Here is an 18,543-nt window from a genome sequence, read left to right as displayed (position 1 = left end):
TCCACACCCTCAACGGTCAGTAGGCGCGGGAGAAGATCACCCGTTTGCCGTAGGTGGCCGGTGCGTCGCACCGCACGCACCGGCCATCCTCCGCGGCACCGTCGTGCGGCACGCAACGCGGTGTCGCGGCGGTGACGGCCTTGATCTCGTCCTCGCATTCGGGCCGCCCGCAGTGCAGCGCACGCGCCCACCCGTCGGTGACGGCCCGCTCGAACTCGGCCCAGTCATCCACTGTCGCTGTGCGGGTGGCCCGGAACTCGCTGGCGCGGGCGAGCAACTGGTCCTGCATCTCCTGCAAGATCCCCGGGATCTGCTCGGCCACGGTGTCGAGCTGGACGGTCTCCTTGCCAGCGTCGCCGATGCGGCGCACCAGGACCGCGCTGCCCTGGGCCAAGTCCCTCGGACCCAGCTCCAGCCGGACCGGGACGCCCCGCAACTCCCACTCGTTGAACTTCCAGCCCGGGCTCAACTGATCACGGTCATCGACATGCACCCGCACCCCGGCCGCCCGCAGCCGCTCGGCCAGCTCCCACGCGGCCGGGACCACCGTGGTGTCGGTGCCGCGAGTGATCGGCACGATCACCACCTGATACGGAGCCAACCGGGGCGGGAGCACCAAGCCCTTGTCGTCGCCGTGGGTCATGATCACCCCGCCCAGCATGCGGGTACTCATCCCCCAGGACGTGGTGTGAGCGAGCTCCTGCTGCCCCGACTCCGCCGAGAACCGGATCCCGAAGGCCTTCGCGAAATTGACGCCCATGTAGTGGCTGTCCCGGCCTGCAACGCCTTGCCGTCGCGCATCATCGACTCGATCGTCACCGTCGACACCGCACCAGCGAACCGTTCGCCGGGGGTCTTCTCACCCGCAACGACCGGCATCGCGGCGAAGTCACGAGCGACCTGGGCGTAGATGCCGAGCGCGAGCATCATCTCCTCACGCGCCTGCTCCTCGCTGGCGTGCGCCGTGTGACCTTCCTGCCACAGGAATTCCGTGGTGCGCAGGAACATTCGCGGCCGCAACTCCCACCGCACCACGTTGGCCCACTGGTTCAGCAGCAGCGGCAGATCCCGCCACGACGAAACCCATTTGGCCATCATCTCCCCAATGATGGTTTCCGATGTCGGCCGCACGATCAAAGGCTCTTCCAACTCCTTGCCGCCAGCGTGAGTGACCACCGCCAACTCGGGGCTGAACCCTTCGACGTGGTCGGCTTCACGCTCCAGGTAGGACTGCGGGATCAGCATCGGGAAATACGCGTTCTGGTGACCGGTGGCCTTGATCCGGGCGTCGAGCTCATCGCGCAGCAGCTCCCAGATGCCGTATCCGTACGGTCGAATTACCATGGTGCCCTTGGCCGGGCCGTGATCGACAAGGCCGGCTTTCGCGACGACCTCGTTGTACCAGGCAGAAAAATCCTCGCTCTGCTGCGCGGTCACACCGCGCTCATCCCGTGCCATGCCAGCAAGGCTAAACGACACCGGTGACGCAGCTCACGTCGTTATGCAGGCGCCCTCGGCGCGAACTTGTTCAGCTCCGGCCATGGCGGCTGCCTGTTCGCGTCGAATCCGTCCGGCAAGCACTCATTACTCTTCCTGTGCGATTCATGGTCTTCACCTCGGGTGACTCGCGCGGGGGTAGTTTTCTCTTCCTGCTGACCGGAATTCCGACGAGGGGACATCACATGCGGGACCTGTCCAAACGCGATGTCGGCGTGGCCTTTGCACGACTGGTCGGAACCTCGGTCGCGATCGTGCACGACATGCGGCCATCGTCCGAACCGTTCGCGATGGCCTTCGCCGATGGCGTCACCAGCCAAGGCCAGGACGTGATCTACTGCGGCCTCGGCTCAACCGACCTGGTCTACTACGCGGCCGGGCATCTGGACGTGGCCGGTGCTGTCATCACGGCCAGCCATAATCCGGCCCGCTACAACGGAATCAAGCTGTGCAAACCCGGCGCGGCACCCGTCGGCCAAGACACCGGGCTTGCCGAGATCCGCACGACCCTCGAAGCTGGCATCCCGCCCTTCACCGGCACGCCCGGCACGATCACCCGCCGCGGCCTAGCCCCCGAATACGCAGCCTATCTGCGTGAACTGGTGGACCTGTCCGGAATCAGGCCGCTGCGCGTCACCGTGGACGCCGCCAACGGCATGGGCGGCTACATGGTGCCGCGCGTCTTCGACGGGCTGCCCCTCGAGGTCGTTCCGATGTATTTCGAGCTCGACGGCACATTCCCCAACCATGAAGCGAACCCCCTCGATCCCGCGAATCTTGTTGACCTGCAACGCAAGGTCCGTGAGGTCGGCGCGGATATCGGCCTGGCGTTCGACGGGGACGCAGACCGCTGTTTCGTCGTGGACGAAAACGGCGACCCGGTGCCGCCGTCGGCCATCGTCGCCCTGATCGCAACGCGCGAACTCGCCAAGTCGCCGGGCGCGGCGATCGTCTACAACGCGATCACCTCCCGCGCGGTGCCGGAGATCATCACCGAGCACGGCGGCACGCCCGCGCGGACACGGGTGGGCCACACCTTCATGAAATCGCTTATGGTCGAACAGGATGCGGTGTTCGGCGGCGAACACTCAGGGCACTACTACTTCCGCGACTTCTGGCGGGCCGATACCGGGATGCTGGCCGCTATGCATGTCCTCGCCGCGCTCGGCACCACCGACCGACCTCTATCGGCACTGGTGGCCGACTACAACCGCTACGTGGCCAGCGGCGAAATCAACTCCGAAGTGGCCGACGCCGCCGAAACCCTGGCCACGATCGAAAAGCACTTCCAGGGCGCGGAAACCGATCGGCTCGACGGCCTGACAGTGCAGCTCGACGGTGGGGCCTGGTTCAACCTGCGGCCCTCCAACACAGAACCGCTGTTACGGCTGAACGTGGAAGCCCCGGATGCCGAGACCATGGTTCGAATTCGGGATGACGTGCTGGCGCTGGTCCGAAGCTGACCAATCGGGCCCGGCGTGGCCTGTGGCCGACTACGGGTGTCGGACCACCGGCCTGTTGTTCGTGCGATCACTACCGGAACCCCCGGTCCCGGACGAAATCAGCCCAGGCGGCGGATGTCGCCGCGCACACGGTAGAAGCCGCCGCGCGCCGATTCGGTGACGGCGTCGACCACGTAGTGGGTGCCGGCCTGGCGAATCTGGCGGGGGAACTGCACATTCCAGCCACGCTGGTAACCAGGCGAGACCACGTGTACACGCAGGGCGTCGCCCTCCTGGACGCACTCCACCACGATGCCGTCACCGGCGTCGGCGGTCAGTTCCACGGTGGCGCTGGGTGTCACGGCCGGGATTTCGGGCGCCTTGATGGAAAGCGTCTGTGGGAGCACACCCTGCTCGGCCTTGCCGATGGCGGACTCGCTGACATCCAGGCAGGCGAGGGTGCCATTGGTGGTGACCAGGTAGAGCTGTGACTCGCGGCGGAAAGTGGCGGTGTTCTCGCGTCGTCAAGTGGCGCATCGGGGCTGCGGTCAGGTCGTGCCGATGACGAGGGTGCTGCGGGCGGTTTCGACGACGTCGGCGGTGATGGTGTGGAGTTCGTTGATTTTCATGATGCGGTGGATTTGGGCGAACAGTCGTTGCAGGAGCCGGAAGTTGCCGCCGGTGATGCGGGCGACGGCGGCGATGGCTTGGGCGTCGGTGAAGTCGTCGGGGTCCAGATCGAGGCCGAGTTTGTGCCAGTGCCGGGTCAGGACGAAGGTGAGTTCTTCGCCGGTGAGGGGCCGGTAGTGGTGGGCGAAGCCGACGCGGCTGTAGAGCTGCGGGTAGCGGGAGAAGGTTTTCTCGATCCCGGGCATGCCGATGAACAACAGCCCGTGGTCTCCGCGGTCGTATTGGTCGCGCAGGTGCTCGACGGCGTTGGAGGTCAGGCGTTCGGATTCGTCGATGACGAGCAGTTCGATGTAGTCGGGCATCCGGTACGCGGGGCTGCCGGTGTGCAGGTGCTGGTCGATGCAGATGTTGACCCGGTTGTAGAGCAGTTTGAGATCGTCGCGCAACTCGCGCAGGGTCGCGGCGACGGTGGGTGTGTAGAACACGGTGCGTGAGCGGGCCAGCGTGGCGTAGACGTCCTTGTCGGAGTCTTCGCGGGGGCCCCAGGTGCGTAGCAGGTGTCCTGCTTTGTCCCAGCGGGCATAGCGGGAGGCGGATAGGGTTTTCCCGATTCCTGCTGGGCCATAGCAGATTCCGATGGTGCGGTCGCGTTTGACGGTGTCGGCGAACTCGACGAATCGGCGGTGTTCCTTGGTGGCGATGAACGGCCAGTTCCGTGGCGGCGGCATTAGTTCAGTCCTCCTGGTAGGCGCGTAACCGCGGCCGGGGCGCAGGGGCCGGGGCCGGTTCCGGCGGCGCGGGTGCGGGTTCCTGCGTGGGGAGGTAGTCGGTGACCACAGGGATGCGTTCATTGATCTGCTCACGCAGCCGGCGCCGGTAAGCGCGGCGGGCGGCCTGGATGTCCTTGAGCCCGATGGTGTCTCCAGTGTGGTCGGGGCTGACGGCCTTGCACAGGAACCGGTTTTTGTGGAAGACGCGGATTTCGGTGATGTCGCGGGGGTCGTAGCGGACGGTGACCGGTTCGCGGACATAGGCGGCCAGGGTGGGATGCAGGTAACGCAGGCCCTGGAAGTGGATACCGTCACGGTGCACGACGCGCGGTGTAGCGACCGTGACCAGCAGCAGGTCGAGTTGTTCCAGATCCTCGGGCATGCGCGGCAGCCATCCGTCGGCGACCCAGGCATGCTGGGGCGACTCGCCAATCTCGGAGTGAATCCTCGGGTGGTAGACGCCGGTGACGAAACGGCCGATCGCCTCGTCGAGCTGGCGCAGCGACATCGCCGGCGCGGTGACGGGTTTGCCGTGAACGAGGTGGCCGGGCAGCTCGGTGAGCAGTTCGGTGTTGATGCTGCCGAACAGCCGCTCCACTTTCCCACGGCCCTGGGGCCGCGCCACGGTCGAGTGCACGATCTGGAACTTCAGATCGGCCGCGACCTGGGCGAGGTGGTCGCTGATGAAGTCGCTGCCGTGGTCGACGTAGAGGATCTCGGGGATCCCGCACATCGGCCAGGCCGGATCGGGTTTGGTCCAGATCGCCTGCCGCAATGCGAGGGACGTGTTCATCGCCGATGGCGCGCCGAGGTTCACGGTGTAGCCGGACACCGCGCGGGAGCAGTCGTCGAGTACCACCGTCAGCCAGGGGCGTCTGTGTTTGCCGGCCTCGGTGATGAGGATGTCGAGCTGGGTGTGATCGGCCTGCCACATCGCGTTCGGGCGCTCGGCGCGGCGGCGGTACACCAGCTCGTAGGTGTCGCGGAAGGCTGCGGCACCGTCGTGAGCCAGGGTGAGCATGGCCGGGTCGAGAGCGGTGACGATGGAGCGGACGGTGGTGTAGGACACCGGAACCCACCCTTGTTGTGCGGCGGCGCGGGCTGCGCGGCGGGTGATCACCGCCAGCGACGGGCGCGGCCGGCGTAGTGCCATTCCCTCGATCAGCCGCACCAGCTCCGGCTCGCTGCGCCGGCCCGTGGATTTGCGGCGGGTCGGGGCGAGCCCGACCAGACCCGAGGCCCGGTAGCGGTGTAGCCACCGCTGCGCAGTTCGCAACGGCACACCGGCCTCAGCAGCGGTGCTGGTGAGCGGCATATCGTCTTCGAGGTGCGGCCGCAGCACCTCGAACCGGCTCATCGCCAGCCACCGGTCGGTCTCGGTCAACCCGGTCAACCCGCTACCCGTCACGGCTCACCCGCTTCCGCACACACGCGACTTCGCGTGCGCTGGTTCACATTGTCGCGCCTGTGTCAGACAGATGCCGGTAGATCGTCGGACGGGTGACGCCGAATTCGGCGGCGATCTGCGTGACGGTGTAGCGACGTTTGCCGGCCTGATCGAGCTCGTCGTACATCTGCTGCGCCAGCTGCACCTGCCGCGGCCCGAGTTTGGGTTTCTGGCCGCCGGTGCGGCCCCGGGCGCGGGCGGCGGCCAGGCCGTCGCGGGTGCGTTCGCTCATCAGGGCGTGCTCGAATTCGGCGATGGCGCCGAGGATCTGGAAGAACATCCGGCCCAGCGCGGTGGAGGTGTCGATCTTCTGATCGAGCACGATCAGATCGACACCGCGCGATTCCAGGGTCTTCGATAGGTCGATCAGGTGTTCGAGGGAGCGGCCGAGCCGGTCCAGCTTGGTGACCACCAGCTGATCACCGGCACGGTTGGCCGACAGCAACGCCTTGTCCAGCTCGGGCCGGGTCGCGAGCTTGCCGGATGCCTTGTCCACGAAGATCGTCTCGCATCCGGCCGCGGTGAGCGCGTCATGTTGTGCTTCGGGGTGCTGATCGCGCGTCAAGACGCGCCCGTAGCCGATTCGCATGCGGCGCAGCGTATCGCCAACCCCCGACAGGTTGACATTGCCGCGTACACGGCAACCTTTACACAACCGGCCTGCGCAAACGTGTTGCCGCCGAGGGTGTCTCGTGAACGTTCGTTACCTTGACGAGCTCGGATGGCTCGATTGCGGTCGAGCCCGCCCCTGTCCCAAGTGAACTGGCCCAAGAGGGGGTGGCCAGGTTCAGGCGAAACCCACGCAGCCGCTCTTGGATACGGCAAGGATCGTCACCACGACTGCGACGCCGACCAGGACCAGCGTCAGCCGAGTGCGGCGTAGCACGGCGGCGATGATGAAGGGGGCAACCCAGATAAGTCCGATGACGATGACCCCGGTGGCATGGTCGGCCGTTTGGGGGCTGGTCCATGTCGCCCTGACGTCGCAGCCGGCGGAAAACGCGTTGATCGTGACCAGGACCAGGCCGGCAAAGCCCCACACGATGGTAATCGCGACAGCGGCGATCGCTTTCAGAGCCCGTTTCCAGCCGAGCTGCCACCGAGGTGGTTGAGCAGTTGTCATATGCCGATCATCGCCGAGTGCGGCGGCCATCTCGCCATCGGCGCCAGCTGACCGCGCGAGAACACCGCCACTTTCCGCCGCGAGTCACAGACCCTAGATCAACACTTTTCGGCCTACGTCAGAGTGTGGCGCTGGGGTCTACCCCAAAACGACAGCCCTACATACAGTCCGGCCAGCCCGCCGCGAAACACGTTTCCCGACATCCGCGGACTTGAGCCACAACCCTGCTTTGACCGAGTCGTCGAGTAGATGTGCGTTCCGCAGGCCGAGTGATCTCCTTGCGTCGGCCTTCCAGAGAGGCGGCCGACCATCCCAAGCCGACGACTCAGCGGCATGACAGCGCGTTCCCACACCCCCACAATAGGTTCATCTTTTCCTGAATACAGATCTCGCTGTACTATCTGGCTCGTGGACACCCTGCTGCATCGCGACGCGCTCGCCCGGTTCGGGCACGCCTTGTCGGACCCGACGCGAACCCAGATCCTGCTGAGCCTGCGCGACGCACCGGCTTATCCGTCGGATCTGGCCGAGCAGATCGGGGTCTCGCGCCAGATCCTGTCGAATCACCTTGCGTGTCTTCGGGGTTGCGGGCTGGTAGTGGCAGTGCCGGAAGGGCGGCGGGCCCGTTACGAGCTGGCCGACGCGCGGATCGGGCGGGCGCTGGACGATCTGACCGGGCTGGTGCTGGCCGTCGATCCGGCCTGCTGCCCGGACTCCGGAACCGAAGGGTGCTGCTGATGTCGCAGTCACTGGGGATGCCGTCGACACCGTCCGCGATCACGCTCGGCCCCTCACCTGCGCGGCGTGTGTTGCTGGGGCGGCGGATCCGCTGGTTCGTGGCGGCCACGATCAGCTACAACGTCCTCGAAGCGATCATCGCCCTGTCCGAGGGCACCCGCGCCTCCTCGACCGCGCTGATCGGGTTCGGGCTGGACTCGGTGATCGAGGTGTCCTCGGCCGCCGCGGTGGCCTGGCAGTTCGCCGGGCGTGACCCCCAGCAGCGGGAACGGACCGCGCTGCGGATCATCGCGTTCTCGTTCTTCGCCCTGGCCGCCTACGTCACCGTGGACGCGATCCGCGGGCTCACCGGCACAGGAGAAGCGCATCATTCCCCGATCGGGATCGGTTTGGCCGCGGTCAGTCTGGCGGTGATGCCGGTGCTGTCGTGGGCGCAGCGCCGCGCCGGGCGTGAACTCGGATCCGCTTCGGCGGTGGCCGATTCCAAACAGACCCTGCTGTGCACCTATCTCTCGGCGGTGCTGCTGGTCGGCTTGCTGCTCAACAGCCTGTTCGGCTGGTCGTGGGCCGACCCGATCGCCGCGCTGGTGATCGCCGCGATCGCGGTCAAAGAAGGCATCAACGCCTGGCGCGGCGACACCTGCTGCCCGTCCCCGACCGCACTCGGCACGAAACCCGAAGCCGCCGACCATGATTGTGCCTGCTGCGACTGAACGATCGCAGGCCACCCGGCGCGAGTGGGCGGCCACGAGAGGCTAGTTCTCACGTATTGCTGTGATGGTCAGCTGGTTTCGGTGGTGGTCGTAGTGCTGACCGGGGTAGGTGTAGATGGCGGCCAGGGGCATGCTGTCGCGGAAATACGGATCCCACCGCGCGGGGTAGGCCATCGCGCGAGCGAAGTTCGCATCGCTCTCGCGCTGCAGTGAGCGCTGGAGCGAGGCAATGACTCGATCCATCTTCGCGCCCATCCTGTGCCGGTTGTAGACCCGTGCCGCCACCCGAGTGCCGTGGAAGTTGATCCAATCGAACGGCCCGGTCGCCGCATCGAGCATCCGGGCGTGCGCACGACCCACATCCGACGGCAGCCTCCCGAAGACCCGGAACAGCACCAGCAGCTTCTGAACGATCATGTAGCCGAACACCATATGGAACAGCAATTCCTCGTTAGTCCACCGTGTCCCGCTCGACGGGGCCGCCCACTCGCCCTCACCGGTCACAGCCAATAGACGATGAAAATCGACGCGGGCGCGTTCGAGATCCGCCGCCAAGGCATCTCGTTCAACAGGTTGCGCCATGTGACACCTCGATCCCGACGCGCATCCCGCACCCATACATCGATGGTCGCCCGCTCCGACCGGCAGTCAAGTACCTGACGCCAGATATCCCAAACTCGGCAGTTGCGGACGTTCCGCCGGCCTCGGATCGGCACGGCCAGTTGGTCTTCCGATGCCCCGCGCTGGCCGGTTTGATCAGCGCGGTACGCGGCAATGCGGTGCGTTTCAGTGGGTTTCGGTCAAGTCTTGGATCCGAGCGCTCGCCTCTTCCGACTTCCGAACCGAGGCCGAGCGCGCCCCCAGGTTGGCGTACTAGTGCTGTGTTCCTTAAAGATCATGTATTTTGTTGTCGGTCTTGCTGGTTCGGATGTAGTGGGGTGGGTTCTGCCGAAGGTGTTGGTTGCGCGGTCTCCGTGGAATGCGTTGGAGGAGAGGCAGATTCGCAAGCTGGCTGGGGCACGGCATGCCCCGGCGGATTGGATCCGCCGGGCGCAGATGATCACGGCGAGCTGGGACGGTAAGTCCACCGCGGTGATTGCACAGGAGTTGGGTTGTCATCCACAGACAGTGCGAGAACGCTTGCACCGGTTCAATACTCACGGCCTGGAGGGGCTGGGCGATCGGCCGGGGTCGGGGCGTAAACCTCGCCTGACCGAGACCGAGCGCAGTCGTATCGTGTCCTTGGTCGCCACCACGCCGCCGGGGCGGTTGACGCGGCGATCCGATGGCGCTCTGGAAGCCGAGCAGGATGGGTCACCGTCGTGCTGGACGCTGGATTCGCTGACCGAGGCACTGCGCGCCGAAGGCGCGCCCGCCACCCGCACCGATTCGGCGGCGCCACCCTCGCCCCGAAGATCATCGACCTGCCCACCGCCGCGTGGATCAACCAACCCGAACAGGAGGACCAGCAAACCCAAGCGGCATAACACACCAGATGGTCTCATTCACCTTGAAAAATTCCGCTACGCCGAACAGGTCCTGTACGAGGCGATACTCGCTCTCATGGATCCGAAGCCAGAGAACCTCCAGACCGAGGTTGACCGGATACGGATGGACAACCTTCCGTCCTGGGTTGGTGCGTTGTCAGCGGTTTGGTTGCACGGGTCACCCGAAGTGGTGTCTGCGGCGATGTTCCTCGACCAAGCGCAAACCGACCTGTTCTATGGGGTCGCCACGGGAGCGTTCGACGCCACTCAGGACTGGGACCAGGCCCGCCGCCTAGCGCATGAGGCATTCCAGCGGTTCATCGAGGCCGCTAGAACCGAACTCGGTCTCGCGCCCGTGCATGACCAGTTTTTCTCCGAGCCCCGGTTGATACTGTCGCGCCGCGCGGGCCCTCCTCGAACCGCGCGGCATTCGGCAATAGCGGACGTTCGAAAGAGCCGCGGTCGCGGTTGTGGTGCTGGGGTGTACCCCAAAACGACAGCCCCACATGCAATCCGATATCCGACAGCGTCCGTGCCTGCTCGCATCCTGAAACGGCGTGTCGCCCAGCCATCGTCGGCGAAGGTCAGCGCATGTCGATGGATTACGTCAAACCGCACGTTGTAGGCGACCGAAGTAGTTGTTCAATGCCGTCATATCGGCGGATCGTGCGATCATACCGATGTGGTTGTCGGGCCTTATGAGAACGATCGCGTTGTCGGTAACAGCGAAGGCATCGTGGGCGTGACCTTTGGTGTCGGCCAGGGCGGCGTGCACCCCATCTAAAACTCTTTGTTTGAGTATGGATCGAGTTCTGACATCGATAAATTCAGGCACCTGACAGTTATTAATCAATTCGGCCCCCTGGGGACCGAACCCGAGAAGGGTCCAATGATGTCCGCGATAGACATCGAAGAGAGTGGTTGTCTCGCCGGTCGATGAATCCAAACAGGGCGCATCCGGTGCGCGATCACCCGCGAGGACGCCCCCATTCATGGCATCTTCCCAGCTCAGCGACAGCGGGCTCTGTCGATAGGAAATCATCAGACCCGACATTTGGTGAGCCGTTTCAGGGTCGTTTAGTGCGTTGAGCATCTGATGAGGATCCGGCTCCGAATCAGCTTGACTCGCAGATTCCAGCCCGGTCGCCTTGTACAGCAGTGCTCGAACCGTCTCGATTTCCTCGCGAACGCTGCGACCGCGCTCGTCTTCGTAAGTGTCGAGTAGCCATACAGGCCCACCCTTCATCACGGTGCCAATCTTCCATGCCAGATTGGTGCTGTCGTAGATAGCAGAGCACAGGCCGCCTCCAGGCTGTACGTGGGCGGCTTCGCCGGCGAGGAAGACTCGACCTGACCGGATTTTTTCGGCATAGCCGACTTTCACGGCAAACGTGTTGAGCCAGGCACCGACTTCCTTCACTCGGATATCGGTTCGTTCACTGCGTTCTTCCAGTATCTGCTGCAGAGTGTCGAGTGTCGGCGATGGAAGAGCGCCGCTCTCGTCCGCTTGAATCTGCGCCTGGAACTGCCAGTTATCACCGTGTGCGAAGCGTCGCACAAACAGGGCTCCATTTTTCGTAACCCAGCCGTATCCATTGGCCCCTGTCTTCGGTTCGGGAAGCTCCAGTCCATCGATTTCGATATCACCGACGAGCCAGTTTGCGTCCGGAACAACACCGCCGACGTAGTTGATGCCCAGCGATTTTCGGACTGCGCTGTGTGCGCCATCGCAACCAACAAGTATCGCATAATGGATCGATTGGGTTTCTCCGTCCGGCCCGCGAACTACGGCCGACCCTCCGCCCTCCCGCTGGTCAAACCCAAGAAACTCCGTCGACCATTCTACCTCGACACCGAGACTCGACAGACACTTGCGCAGCGTACCTTCGGTGTGCCATTGTGGCACGATCGCCGTTACAAAATAGGGGTTTTCACTTGTACAAGGCCCCATCGCCATGGAGGCCCCGATCAGTTCGCCATTGTAGAATATGCTGTTCAGTGGGGTTGCCTCGCACCATTCCGCCTCGGTACGAACCTCATTGAGCACGCCCATGTTGTCCAAATATTCAAGCGCTCGAGGGAGTAGTCCCTTCCCGCGGCTTCCAGCGAAAGGTTGTGCCCGTTTCTCGATGATTCGGCAGGATACTCCCATTTGAGCAAGACAGGTCGCTACGACCAGTCCGCTACCGCCGGATCCGACAATCAAGACCTCCGTCTCGGTTACTTTCATAAGATTATTCTCCATCCATAGCCGGTCTGGCTATCGATTACCCCGACGGCTGAGATGCTAAAAGGACGTTTGTTCAGGGGTCTTGAGTGGAGTCCATTTACGGGCGTCCCGGGATATCGGTTTGAGGGGCCCCAAGCGGACATGTGCGAACCGGCCGGGACCCTTCCGTCGCGGCGTGGCGGGGGCCGGCACGCAGTCGCGCACCTACGATGATCAGTGGTCATCCGACCACGGCCCACTCCAACCGCGGCCATGGTCGGGTACCTACTGGTTGAGATGTTCACACCCCCGCCCGGTCTGCCTTCCATCCGTCCGCAGGCCGGGCGGGGACATGTCCCGAGGGGCCACGGAAGCCCTGAGCGTCGGTAACTATCGAGTATGGGACTTCTCGATAGTAAAAACCGCTCGAAATCGGGGTAGGCCGCAGGTTCGAGTCGTGGGCGCCGACGAGCTCGCGGCCCGGCACACCTACGCACCCCGACTTCGCTACTTTCGACACGGCATCCGAACCCCAATCCGGCCGATTCCTGTTCGGGCGCCGTGGTGTTGGGAACCGATCGATTCTCAACACCTCGCACAGTGCGTTAGCGCGATGGAGGAGGCGTGAAGCCTCTCGGCCATTGCGTCCTTTCGCCATATTCAATCCCGGTGAGGTTGGCGCCGGTGAGGTTGGCGTGGTTCAGGTTGGCGCCGGTGAGGTTGGCGTGGTTCAGGTTGGCGTCGGTGAGGTTGGCGTCGGTGAGGTTGGCGTATTCCAGGTTGGCGTCGGTGAGGTTCGCGCCGAACAGGTCGGCCTTGGTCAGGTCGGCGTTGGTCAGGTAGGCGTTGGACAGGTTCGCGCGGACCAGGCTCGTGTATGCCAGGCCAGTGAATGGCAGGCTCGTGTATTCCAGTTTGGCGTCGGTGAGGTTGGCCTTGGTGAGGTTGGCGTTGGTCAGGTCCGCGCCGAACAGGTTCGCGCCGAACAGGTCGGCGTGGTTCAAGTCCGCGCGGACCAGGTCCGCACTGGCGAGGCAAGTCCGGTTGAGATCTGTTTTGCCTTCTAGCCAAGCCTGCGTGTCCTGATCGCCGATTGCAGTCAAGGCGGCCTGGATGTCGATTGGCGCGGCTTGTTGTGTGTCACAGCTGGTTACGGGGGCCTGGGTTCGGACGAATGCCGCAAGGACTGCGTAGACGGTCGCGTGATCGGGCGGGGAGTCTTTGGCCAGTCGTTCGAGCAGGTAGATGCCGGAGAGCTTTATGTTGATCTTGTCCGAGGCGAGTTGTTCGGCGGCTAGTCGGAAGCGGTCTGTGACTGCTGTCTGCTGGGACATTCCGAGCTGGGCGTTGGTCGCGCGCAGTGACTGCCCGGTGAACCACAGGGCTCCGGTCGCCGCCCCGGCCGCCAGCAGTGTGCCGGCCGCGGTTGCCAGGGTGGTCACCTTCGCCCACCACGGGCTGGAGCCCGATGGCGGATCCTGCTGTGGCGCCACATGTTCTGGTGGCGACGTGGGTTCCGGAGGGGTGGAAGATGCCTGGGGGGCGGGCTGGCGCAGTGATCGGCCCCGGCCCGCGACCAGCCGCTGTCGCCGCCGTGCGGTCGGTCCTCCCTCGGCTTTCATCCGACCTACCCCTTCCGAAGCCCGGCTGGTGTTGGTGTCGATGATCCGCCTCGGCGCGCTTCTCGCCCGGTATTTGCTGTGTAGACGCTGCGGGCGTGGGGTGTGGCGGTACCGATGCCGGCGACCGTGTCGGGTGGCCGCATACCCCACGAGAGGCCGGGACTCCACCCGCCTGACCAGCAGCTACGCCATACCCACCCGACGGTCTGCGCACCACCAGGTGGACATCGACAAGGTAGACATCCCCGGCGACCGAGACGTCACGCGACGAACGGGTTTCCGAACACCCCGACCTGCGCGAACACCAGAAACGGAGCAGCGGTGCTTGCGTTCGGCCCACCATCGTTTTCCGAACAGTCCTGTGAAGCTGACTCAAGAACTTAAGCTCGGATCGACGCTGAACTCACTCCTGCAGAAGGTCGACCAGCGCTGGGTACGCGGTCACCACTGCTGCGCGGGTCCACCGTTGCACGGGATGACCTGAACGACGCTCGTGAGGGTTCTGCCCTCGAGGGTTTGGCCGTCCAGGCACATGGCTCCGTCGAGGCCATTGTGCAGAGTGTTGCCGGGGCCGGTGAACCACTCTTGTACGAGGCCGCCGTTGCACGGGATGACTTGAGCGACTCCGGTCAGGGAGATGCCGTCCATTGTCTGCGCGTCGAGGCACATACCCGGGTTGAGGCCGTTTCGCAGACTGTTGGCGGATCCGTTGATCCACTGCTGCGCGGGCCCACTGTTGCAGGTAATGACTTGAGCGACCCCCGTCAATGTGACACCGTCCATCGTCTGCGCATCCAGACACATGCCCTGAACGAGCCCATTGACCAGCGTCATACTCGCCGCCGAGGCCGACGGCGCGCAGATCATCATTGCCGCGGCGGCCAGTGCGCCTCCTGCCCCTAGCAATCGCACCGGCTGTCGACTCCCCCGCTGCGTCGACTGACCCACTCGACTAGCAAGCGACTTCTTCATATCGTTCCCCTCCGCGTCGCACCCAACATCACGGAGCGACTTCCGTTGTAGCCGAACATCTTCCGTCCGACGCGAAGCGAAAGTATGCAGGCCAGCTTTCAAGATCCTTAACAAGCTCATGCACGCGGCCCGCTCGATCTCACTCGACAATGTCAGGCCTCGTCGTTCTGCCAATCGCCATCCCTGAGGCCAACTGACCCGCCCATTCACAAGCGGCTGATCATCGTTTTCCGAACGGCTGCCAGGCACCCTGCCCCGCAAGATGAACCCCGCAAGTTGGGGGGCAACTTGCGGGGTCAGATGCCCTGGTGCGCACCCGTTGCGGACTGTGAGGCTTGGTCGTGCGAAATGGACCCCAAATGAGCCCAAATGAGCCCAAATGGGCCAGCTATGGCCCGGGTAGGTTCCGGCACCATGAGCAAGGGCTCACCCACTTCGTCGAAGAGGGGTACAACACCATGCACCCCTTCGATTCAGCAGTGCCGCACAAGGATTCGACCGCATCGTCAGCGGCCCCACGGCGCGCGTGTAGCCCCATCGAATCGGAACCGCCCACCTGCCATCGCTGCTGGTCAAGCCATTGTCGTTGTTTTCCGCGCGATTACTACCAGGACCCCATACACGCGTACACACGGTGTGTGGGCTATCGCTCTCTCAGCCAGGGGAACTCCGCGAGCCACACCTTGAGTGCTGCAGGGTCCTTCAGCTTCTGGACCACTTCACGGCTCGACCAGTGTGCGTTCGCGACGACCGTGATCGAGCGGTGTTGGGTTACGTCGGGGGCGTTCGGGTTGAACCAGTGTTCGACCTTTGTCACCTCGACAACGAGGCCGTCGGCTGCAGTGAAGTAGAGGTCATCGCCAACTCGTGGCAAGGCTATCCCGTCGACGGAGAAGGCCAGTTCCACTTCGCCGTCGGGTTTTCCATCATCACTGGTCGTGAGGATGAGCATGTCGTAGCGCAGCGAATTCAACGTCGGGCCCCTCTCTGGACGGTGCCCTCCATGGTGGAGCACGGGATCGACACTCGGGTTCCGATCGCGGGCGGATCGTCGTGCGCCACTACCCCGGGTAGGACCCGGTGTGCCGGCGTGAGGTTGCTCCTGTCCCCAACCACGTGCGGACACCGCTCGCGGAGTCCGCGAAGAACATCTTGCTGACCGGTCCGATCGTGTCGGACTCTCGGGTCATACTGCGGTTCATGGGGTTTGAAGCTGTGCGGCGGCACTCTCGCGGGGGAAAAAGGGGCGGGGGTTACGTGAGCGGGTACGGCCGCTTCACCGATCGACGCGCGCCCAGGCGGGGGCGCTACACGTCGATGTATGTCCACAGCTACCGCAGTGCCTCGCCCATCCCGATCCTGTGGGCATTCGCGGTGATCGCGGGTGGTGTGGCATTGCTGCTGGTCGTGCTGACCCTCACCCACATGGGATCGGCCGCCACGCCGGTCAACACGACCGTGGTCATCTCGACCGTCGCACCCGCGCAGGCGACGACCCCACCACAGCCGTGTTTCCCGTTCCAGACGTCCTGCTGATCGCACGACGCTGAGACCTTCAGCGCCACTGGAGGTCTCAGCCCCTCGAACTGCAGGCCCGCACTGTGCCGGACAGTCACGCAGGGTCGGCAGCGGTGATACCGAGGTTGCGGTCATACCAGGGGGAAACCTCTTCAAGGATTTCCAGCACGACGACGTTGTCCGCCGGGGTGAGCAGAGCGTCCAGTACGGGTTCGTCGGTCTGCCAGACCTCGGTGTCGACCACCGTGCCGGCGGGGCCGTGCATCACCATCTCCAGGACCTCGCCTGCGGGGGCTGTTCGGCGGCTACCGGCGCCGCCGGTGCTCGCGTCGGCCAGCAGACGGATGCGAGCACGGATGAACCAGTCGCGCTCGGCGGTGTCGTCGGCGGCCATCAGCGGGAGGCTGTAGACGTCGTCTGCGGTGTCTTCGCGGATCCGGGTGTCGAGCCGTTTCGCGTGCTGGTGCATGGCCTGGCGCGTGGTCTTGCCGTAGGCCACCCCGAGCTGCTCCCAGCTCATGCCGCGATCGAGAGCCGCTTTGATGAGTCCGTCTTCCAGGAGATCGACGTCGTGACGCAGGGCGAGCAACAGCTGCAATGCGGTGGCGATCTCGAGTGCCGTCGCATCCACGGGCAAGCCGCTCAGCGCTCGCGTGTTGGCGGCCCTGGAGTCCCTCGACGCCGCCGCGGACAAGTCGACGGAGGTGACACGGTCCCAGTCGGTGGCGAGAGCTCGCGCGCTTTCCCGCAGGTGGCGGTCGAGGCGTTCGCGGGCGAGTCGGCGGTCGGAATAGCTGAGTTCCATCATGTCAACGTACCCGTTGACGCGCAGCATTGCGTCAACGGGTACGTTGACGAACTCTTATGGTTGTCAGCCGCTGTTTCTATCGTTGGCCCTATGACCGATATCGCGCCGCTGGCTTCCGCTGCCCGGGCGGTGTTCGGCGACCCGGGCGTGCACGCGGTCGTCCGGCGCGGGCGCACCGTGCACGCGGTCAGCCTCGGCCAGTGGGTCGAGGGCGAAGAAGTCCCGGAACTGTTGTGCCGCACCGGTGTCGCGGGCTGGTCCCCGACCGTGCTGGAACCGACGCGGTCGGAGGTCACCTGCGCTCGATGCCTGCGCAAACTCGGCGGACCCTCCACCTCACGACAGCTGCCGCTGTTCGGCGACAACCCCAACTACGGGTAGCAAGCCCCGCCCTTGGGCCGGAGGACGCCTCATTTTCGTGTGCAAAACCGGACATTGCGCTGGTCAGGCAGGTAGTGCGGGTTCGAATAGCCGGGTTCGACGAGCTCGCGGCCTTGGCTCGGCGACGGCGTGGGTTGACCGGTCGAGAATGGAAGTCATGGACGAGGAGGAGCGTCTGCGGATTCTCGCGGAAGTAACCGACCGGCTCGACGAGCTGGTGGCGTTCGCGAAGACCGAGCTGGCGCTCAACGACGATCCGGACGCTCAGGACGTGCTGGCGAAGTCACTGCCTGATCTGGAGCAGATGCTCGACGACAGCCGCGATCTGCTCACTATGCGGGCGGTGCTGGACGCCTTCCGTCTACATGGGTGCGGGCCGTGGCTGGTCGATCAGCTCGCCGCGCTCACCGGGCGTGACCCGGCCAGCGTCGAGCGGGTGCTGCACAGACTGTCCGATGAGGGTGGGGGCCACTTCGCAGCACCCTGAGACTCTCGACGAATGGTGTCTGCGAAAGGTGCGCGTCTCAGCGTTGCGCGAAGATGCCGCCCCGCGTGTTCCGGGTCGACGAGTTCCGCCAATCCCGTGGCGATTGAACCTTCTTCGTCGAAACGTCAGAGGACGCCGTGAGCTCGCGGCCTCGTCGACGCCTGCCGATTGCAACACCTGTCAGGCGGCTGGTGTATGGCGGGAGATGTCCGGGAAATGTCCACAGATGGCCGGGTCATGACATAGCGATGTCATGGGGTCTGGCGAAAGACTTTCCTGCATGACCTCGGGGCAGCGGGCTTCACGCACACCATTATCGAAAATGCTTGTGAGCAGGGAAAACAAGGATCTGCAACACCGGAGAAGCCCCTGCATAGCGTTCTTCCCATCTTCGCAACACCGACAGATGGGAAACAGCTTCAGTGGCTGAATCACACACTGGCGCAGGGCATCCGATGCCACGGCGCCGCACACAGACCGTCTGCCCGCAGTGTGGGCCGCACTGCCTGCTGTGGGAACGAGGCAAGACCCCGCCGAAGGATTTGAAAGACCTCGTAGACCGCCAGTGGCTACTGCTGTCCACCGGGCACGCCAATTGGCGGACCCCTATCTGCCAGACTCGCGTGAGACATGGTGACCCAGTAGTTCTCTGACGATATGGGCGAGATCGGATGTTCTGAGCGTGACGTTGAGTGTTGC

At 64.5% G+C, this 18,543-nt stretch carries 18 protein-coding genes and 1 pseudogene; 7 read left to right on the top strand and 12 right to left on the bottom strand.

Annotation, left to right across the window (positions count from 1 at the left end; genetic code table 11):
- Positions 1-16 precede the first annotated feature (16 nt).
- Positions 17-1,458: pseudogene (gene proS / locus ABZ909_RS37815) on the bottom strand (proline--tRNA ligase).
- 224 nt (positions 1,459-1,682) lie between these two features.
- Between proS and ABZ909_RS37810 the strand changes: the two are divergent.
- On the top strand, positions 1,683-2,960 hold the full coding sequence (locus tag ABZ909_RS37810; protein WP_357010184.1) for a phosphomannomutase/phosphoglucomutase: 1,278 nt from the start codon (positions 1,683-1,685) through the stop codon (positions 2,958-2,960).
- 98 nt (positions 2,961-3,058) lie between these two features.
- Here ABZ909_RS37810 and ABZ909_RS37805 read toward each other — a convergent pair whose 3' ends face one another.
- The 5 genes from ABZ909_RS37805 to ABZ909_RS37785 all read right to left on the bottom strand — a co-directional run bounded on the left by ABZ909_RS37805 (position 3,059) and on the right by ABZ909_RS37785 (position 6,939).
- Positions 3,059-3,346 (bottom strand): hypothetical protein, encoded by a 288-nt coding sequence (locus tag ABZ909_RS37805; protein ID WP_357010020.1) that lies wholly within the window; start codon positions 3,344-3,346, stop codon positions 3,059-3,061.
- Positions 3,347-3,487: 141 nt separating this feature from the next.
- The gene (locus ABZ909_RS37800; protein ID WP_357010017.1) at positions 3,488-4,297 is read right to left on the bottom strand and encodes an AAA family ATPase; all 810 of its coding nucleotides are present in this window, start codon (positions 4,295-4,297) and stop codon (positions 3,488-3,490) included.
- A 4-nt stretch (positions 4,298-4,301) separates the two neighbouring features.
- A complete protein-coding gene (locus tag ABZ909_RS37795) occupies positions 4,302-5,723 on the bottom strand; it encodes a Mu transposase C-terminal domain-containing protein (protein WP_357010014.1) in 1,422 nt (473 codons plus the stop codon).
- Positions 5,724-5,790: 67 nt separating this feature from the next.
- Positions 5,791-6,375 carry a recombinase family protein gene (locus ABZ909_RS37790; protein WP_357010011.1) on the bottom strand — a complete coding sequence of 195 codons (585 nt, stop codon included), beginning with the start codon at positions 6,373-6,375 and terminating at the stop codon, positions 5,791-5,793.
- A 198-nt stretch (positions 6,376-6,573) separates the two neighbouring features.
- Positions 6,574-6,939, bottom strand: coding sequence for a hypothetical protein (locus tag ABZ909_RS37785; RefSeq protein WP_357010008.1), 366 nt, complete (start codon positions 6,937-6,939; stop codon positions 6,574-6,576).
- 378 nt (positions 6,940-7,317) lie between these two features.
- Between ABZ909_RS37785 and ABZ909_RS37780 the strand changes: the two genes are divergently transcribed.
- Positions 7,318-7,647, top strand: a complete 330-nt coding sequence (locus ABZ909_RS37780; protein ID WP_357010005.1) for a metalloregulator ArsR/SmtB family transcription factor — start codon at positions 7,318-7,320, stop codon at positions 7,645-7,647.
- Positions 7,647-8,360, top strand: a complete 714-nt coding sequence (locus tag ABZ909_RS37775; protein ID WP_357010002.1) for a cation transporter — start codon at positions 7,647-7,649, stop codon at positions 8,358-8,360. Before ABZ909_RS37780 ends, ABZ909_RS37775 begins: the two co-directional genes overlap by 1 nt.
- Before the next feature lie 42 nt (positions 8,361-8,402).
- On the opposite strand, the gene ABZ909_RS37770 is transcribed toward ABZ909_RS37775, so the two are convergent.
- Positions 8,403-8,942, bottom strand: coding sequence for a DinB family protein (locus ABZ909_RS37770; protein ID WP_357010000.1), 540 nt, complete (start codon positions 8,940-8,942; stop codon positions 8,403-8,405).
- Positions 8,943-9,257: 315 nt separating this feature from the next.
- On the opposite strand from ABZ909_RS37770, the gene ABZ909_RS37765 reads away from it, so the two are divergent.
- Positions 9,258-10,472, top strand: coding sequence for a helix-turn-helix domain-containing protein (locus tag ABZ909_RS37765; protein WP_357009997.1), 1,215 nt, complete (start codon positions 9,258-9,260; stop codon positions 10,470-10,472).
- Here the strand turns inward: ABZ909_RS37765 and ABZ909_RS37760 are convergent.
- From ABZ909_RS37760 to ABZ909_RS37745, 4 genes are all read right to left on the bottom strand, one after another.
- Positions 10,455-12,092 (bottom strand): FAD-dependent monooxygenase, encoded by a 1,638-nt coding sequence (locus tag ABZ909_RS37760; protein ID WP_357009994.1) that lies wholly within the window; start codon positions 12,090-12,092, stop codon positions 10,455-10,457. The two genes, ABZ909_RS37765 and ABZ909_RS37760, sit on opposite strands and share 18 nt — an antisense overlap.
- Before the next feature lie 569 nt (positions 12,093-12,661).
- Positions 12,662-13,498, bottom strand: coding sequence for a pentapeptide repeat-containing protein (locus ABZ909_RS37755; RefSeq protein WP_357009991.1), 837 nt, complete (start codon positions 13,496-13,498; stop codon positions 12,662-12,664).
- A gap of 621 nt (positions 13,499-14,119) precedes the next feature.
- Entirely contained in the window at positions 14,120-14,590 is a 471-nt protein-coding gene (locus ABZ909_RS37750) for a ricin-type beta-trefoil lectin domain protein (RefSeq protein WP_357009988.1), read from the bottom strand.
- Positions 14,591-15,293: 703 nt separating this feature from the next.
- Positions 15,294-15,623 carry a hypothetical protein gene (locus ABZ909_RS37745; protein ID WP_357009985.1) on the bottom strand — a complete coding sequence of 110 codons (330 nt, stop codon included), beginning with the start codon at positions 15,621-15,623 and terminating at the stop codon, positions 15,294-15,296.
- Between the two features lie 284 nt (positions 15,624-15,907).
- Here ABZ909_RS37745 and ABZ909_RS37740 point away from each other — a divergent pair, with 284 nt between their 5' ends.
- Complete coding sequence (locus ABZ909_RS37740) at positions 15,908-16,186, top strand: hypothetical protein (RefSeq protein WP_357009982.1); 279 nt, start codon at positions 15,908-15,910, stop codon at positions 16,184-16,186.
- Between the two features lie 76 nt (positions 16,187-16,262).
- Here the strand turns inward: ABZ909_RS37740 and ABZ909_RS37735 are convergent, their stop codons facing one another.
- Positions 16,263-17,003 carry a hypothetical protein gene (locus tag ABZ909_RS37735; RefSeq protein WP_357009979.1) on the bottom strand — a complete coding sequence of 247 codons (741 nt, stop codon included), beginning with the start codon at positions 17,001-17,003 and terminating at the stop codon, positions 16,263-16,265.
- A 63-nt stretch (positions 17,004-17,066) separates the two neighbouring features.
- Here ABZ909_RS37735 and ABZ909_RS37730 point away from each other — a divergent pair, with 63 nt between their 5' ends.
- Together ABZ909_RS37730 and ABZ909_RS37725 are read left to right on the top strand one after the other, a co-directional pair.
- On the top strand, positions 17,067-17,357 hold the full coding sequence (locus ABZ909_RS37730; protein ID WP_357009976.1) for a hypothetical protein: 291 nt from the start codon (positions 17,067-17,069) through the stop codon (positions 17,355-17,357).
- Positions 17,358-17,514: 157 nt separating this feature from the next.
- Positions 17,515-17,844, top strand: coding sequence for a hypothetical protein (locus tag ABZ909_RS37725; RefSeq protein WP_357009973.1), 330 nt, complete (start codon positions 17,515-17,517; stop codon positions 17,842-17,844).
- Positions 17,845-18,543: the final 699 nt, after the last annotated feature.

It is taken from the genome of Nocardia sp. NPDC046763, from assembly GCF_040645495.1.
GTDB lineage: Bacteria > Actinomycetota > Actinomycetes > Mycobacteriales > Mycobacteriaceae > Nocardia.
The sequence above is the reverse complement of the archived record's forward strand: the minus strand, read 5'-3'. Positions and strand labels throughout refer to the sequence as shown.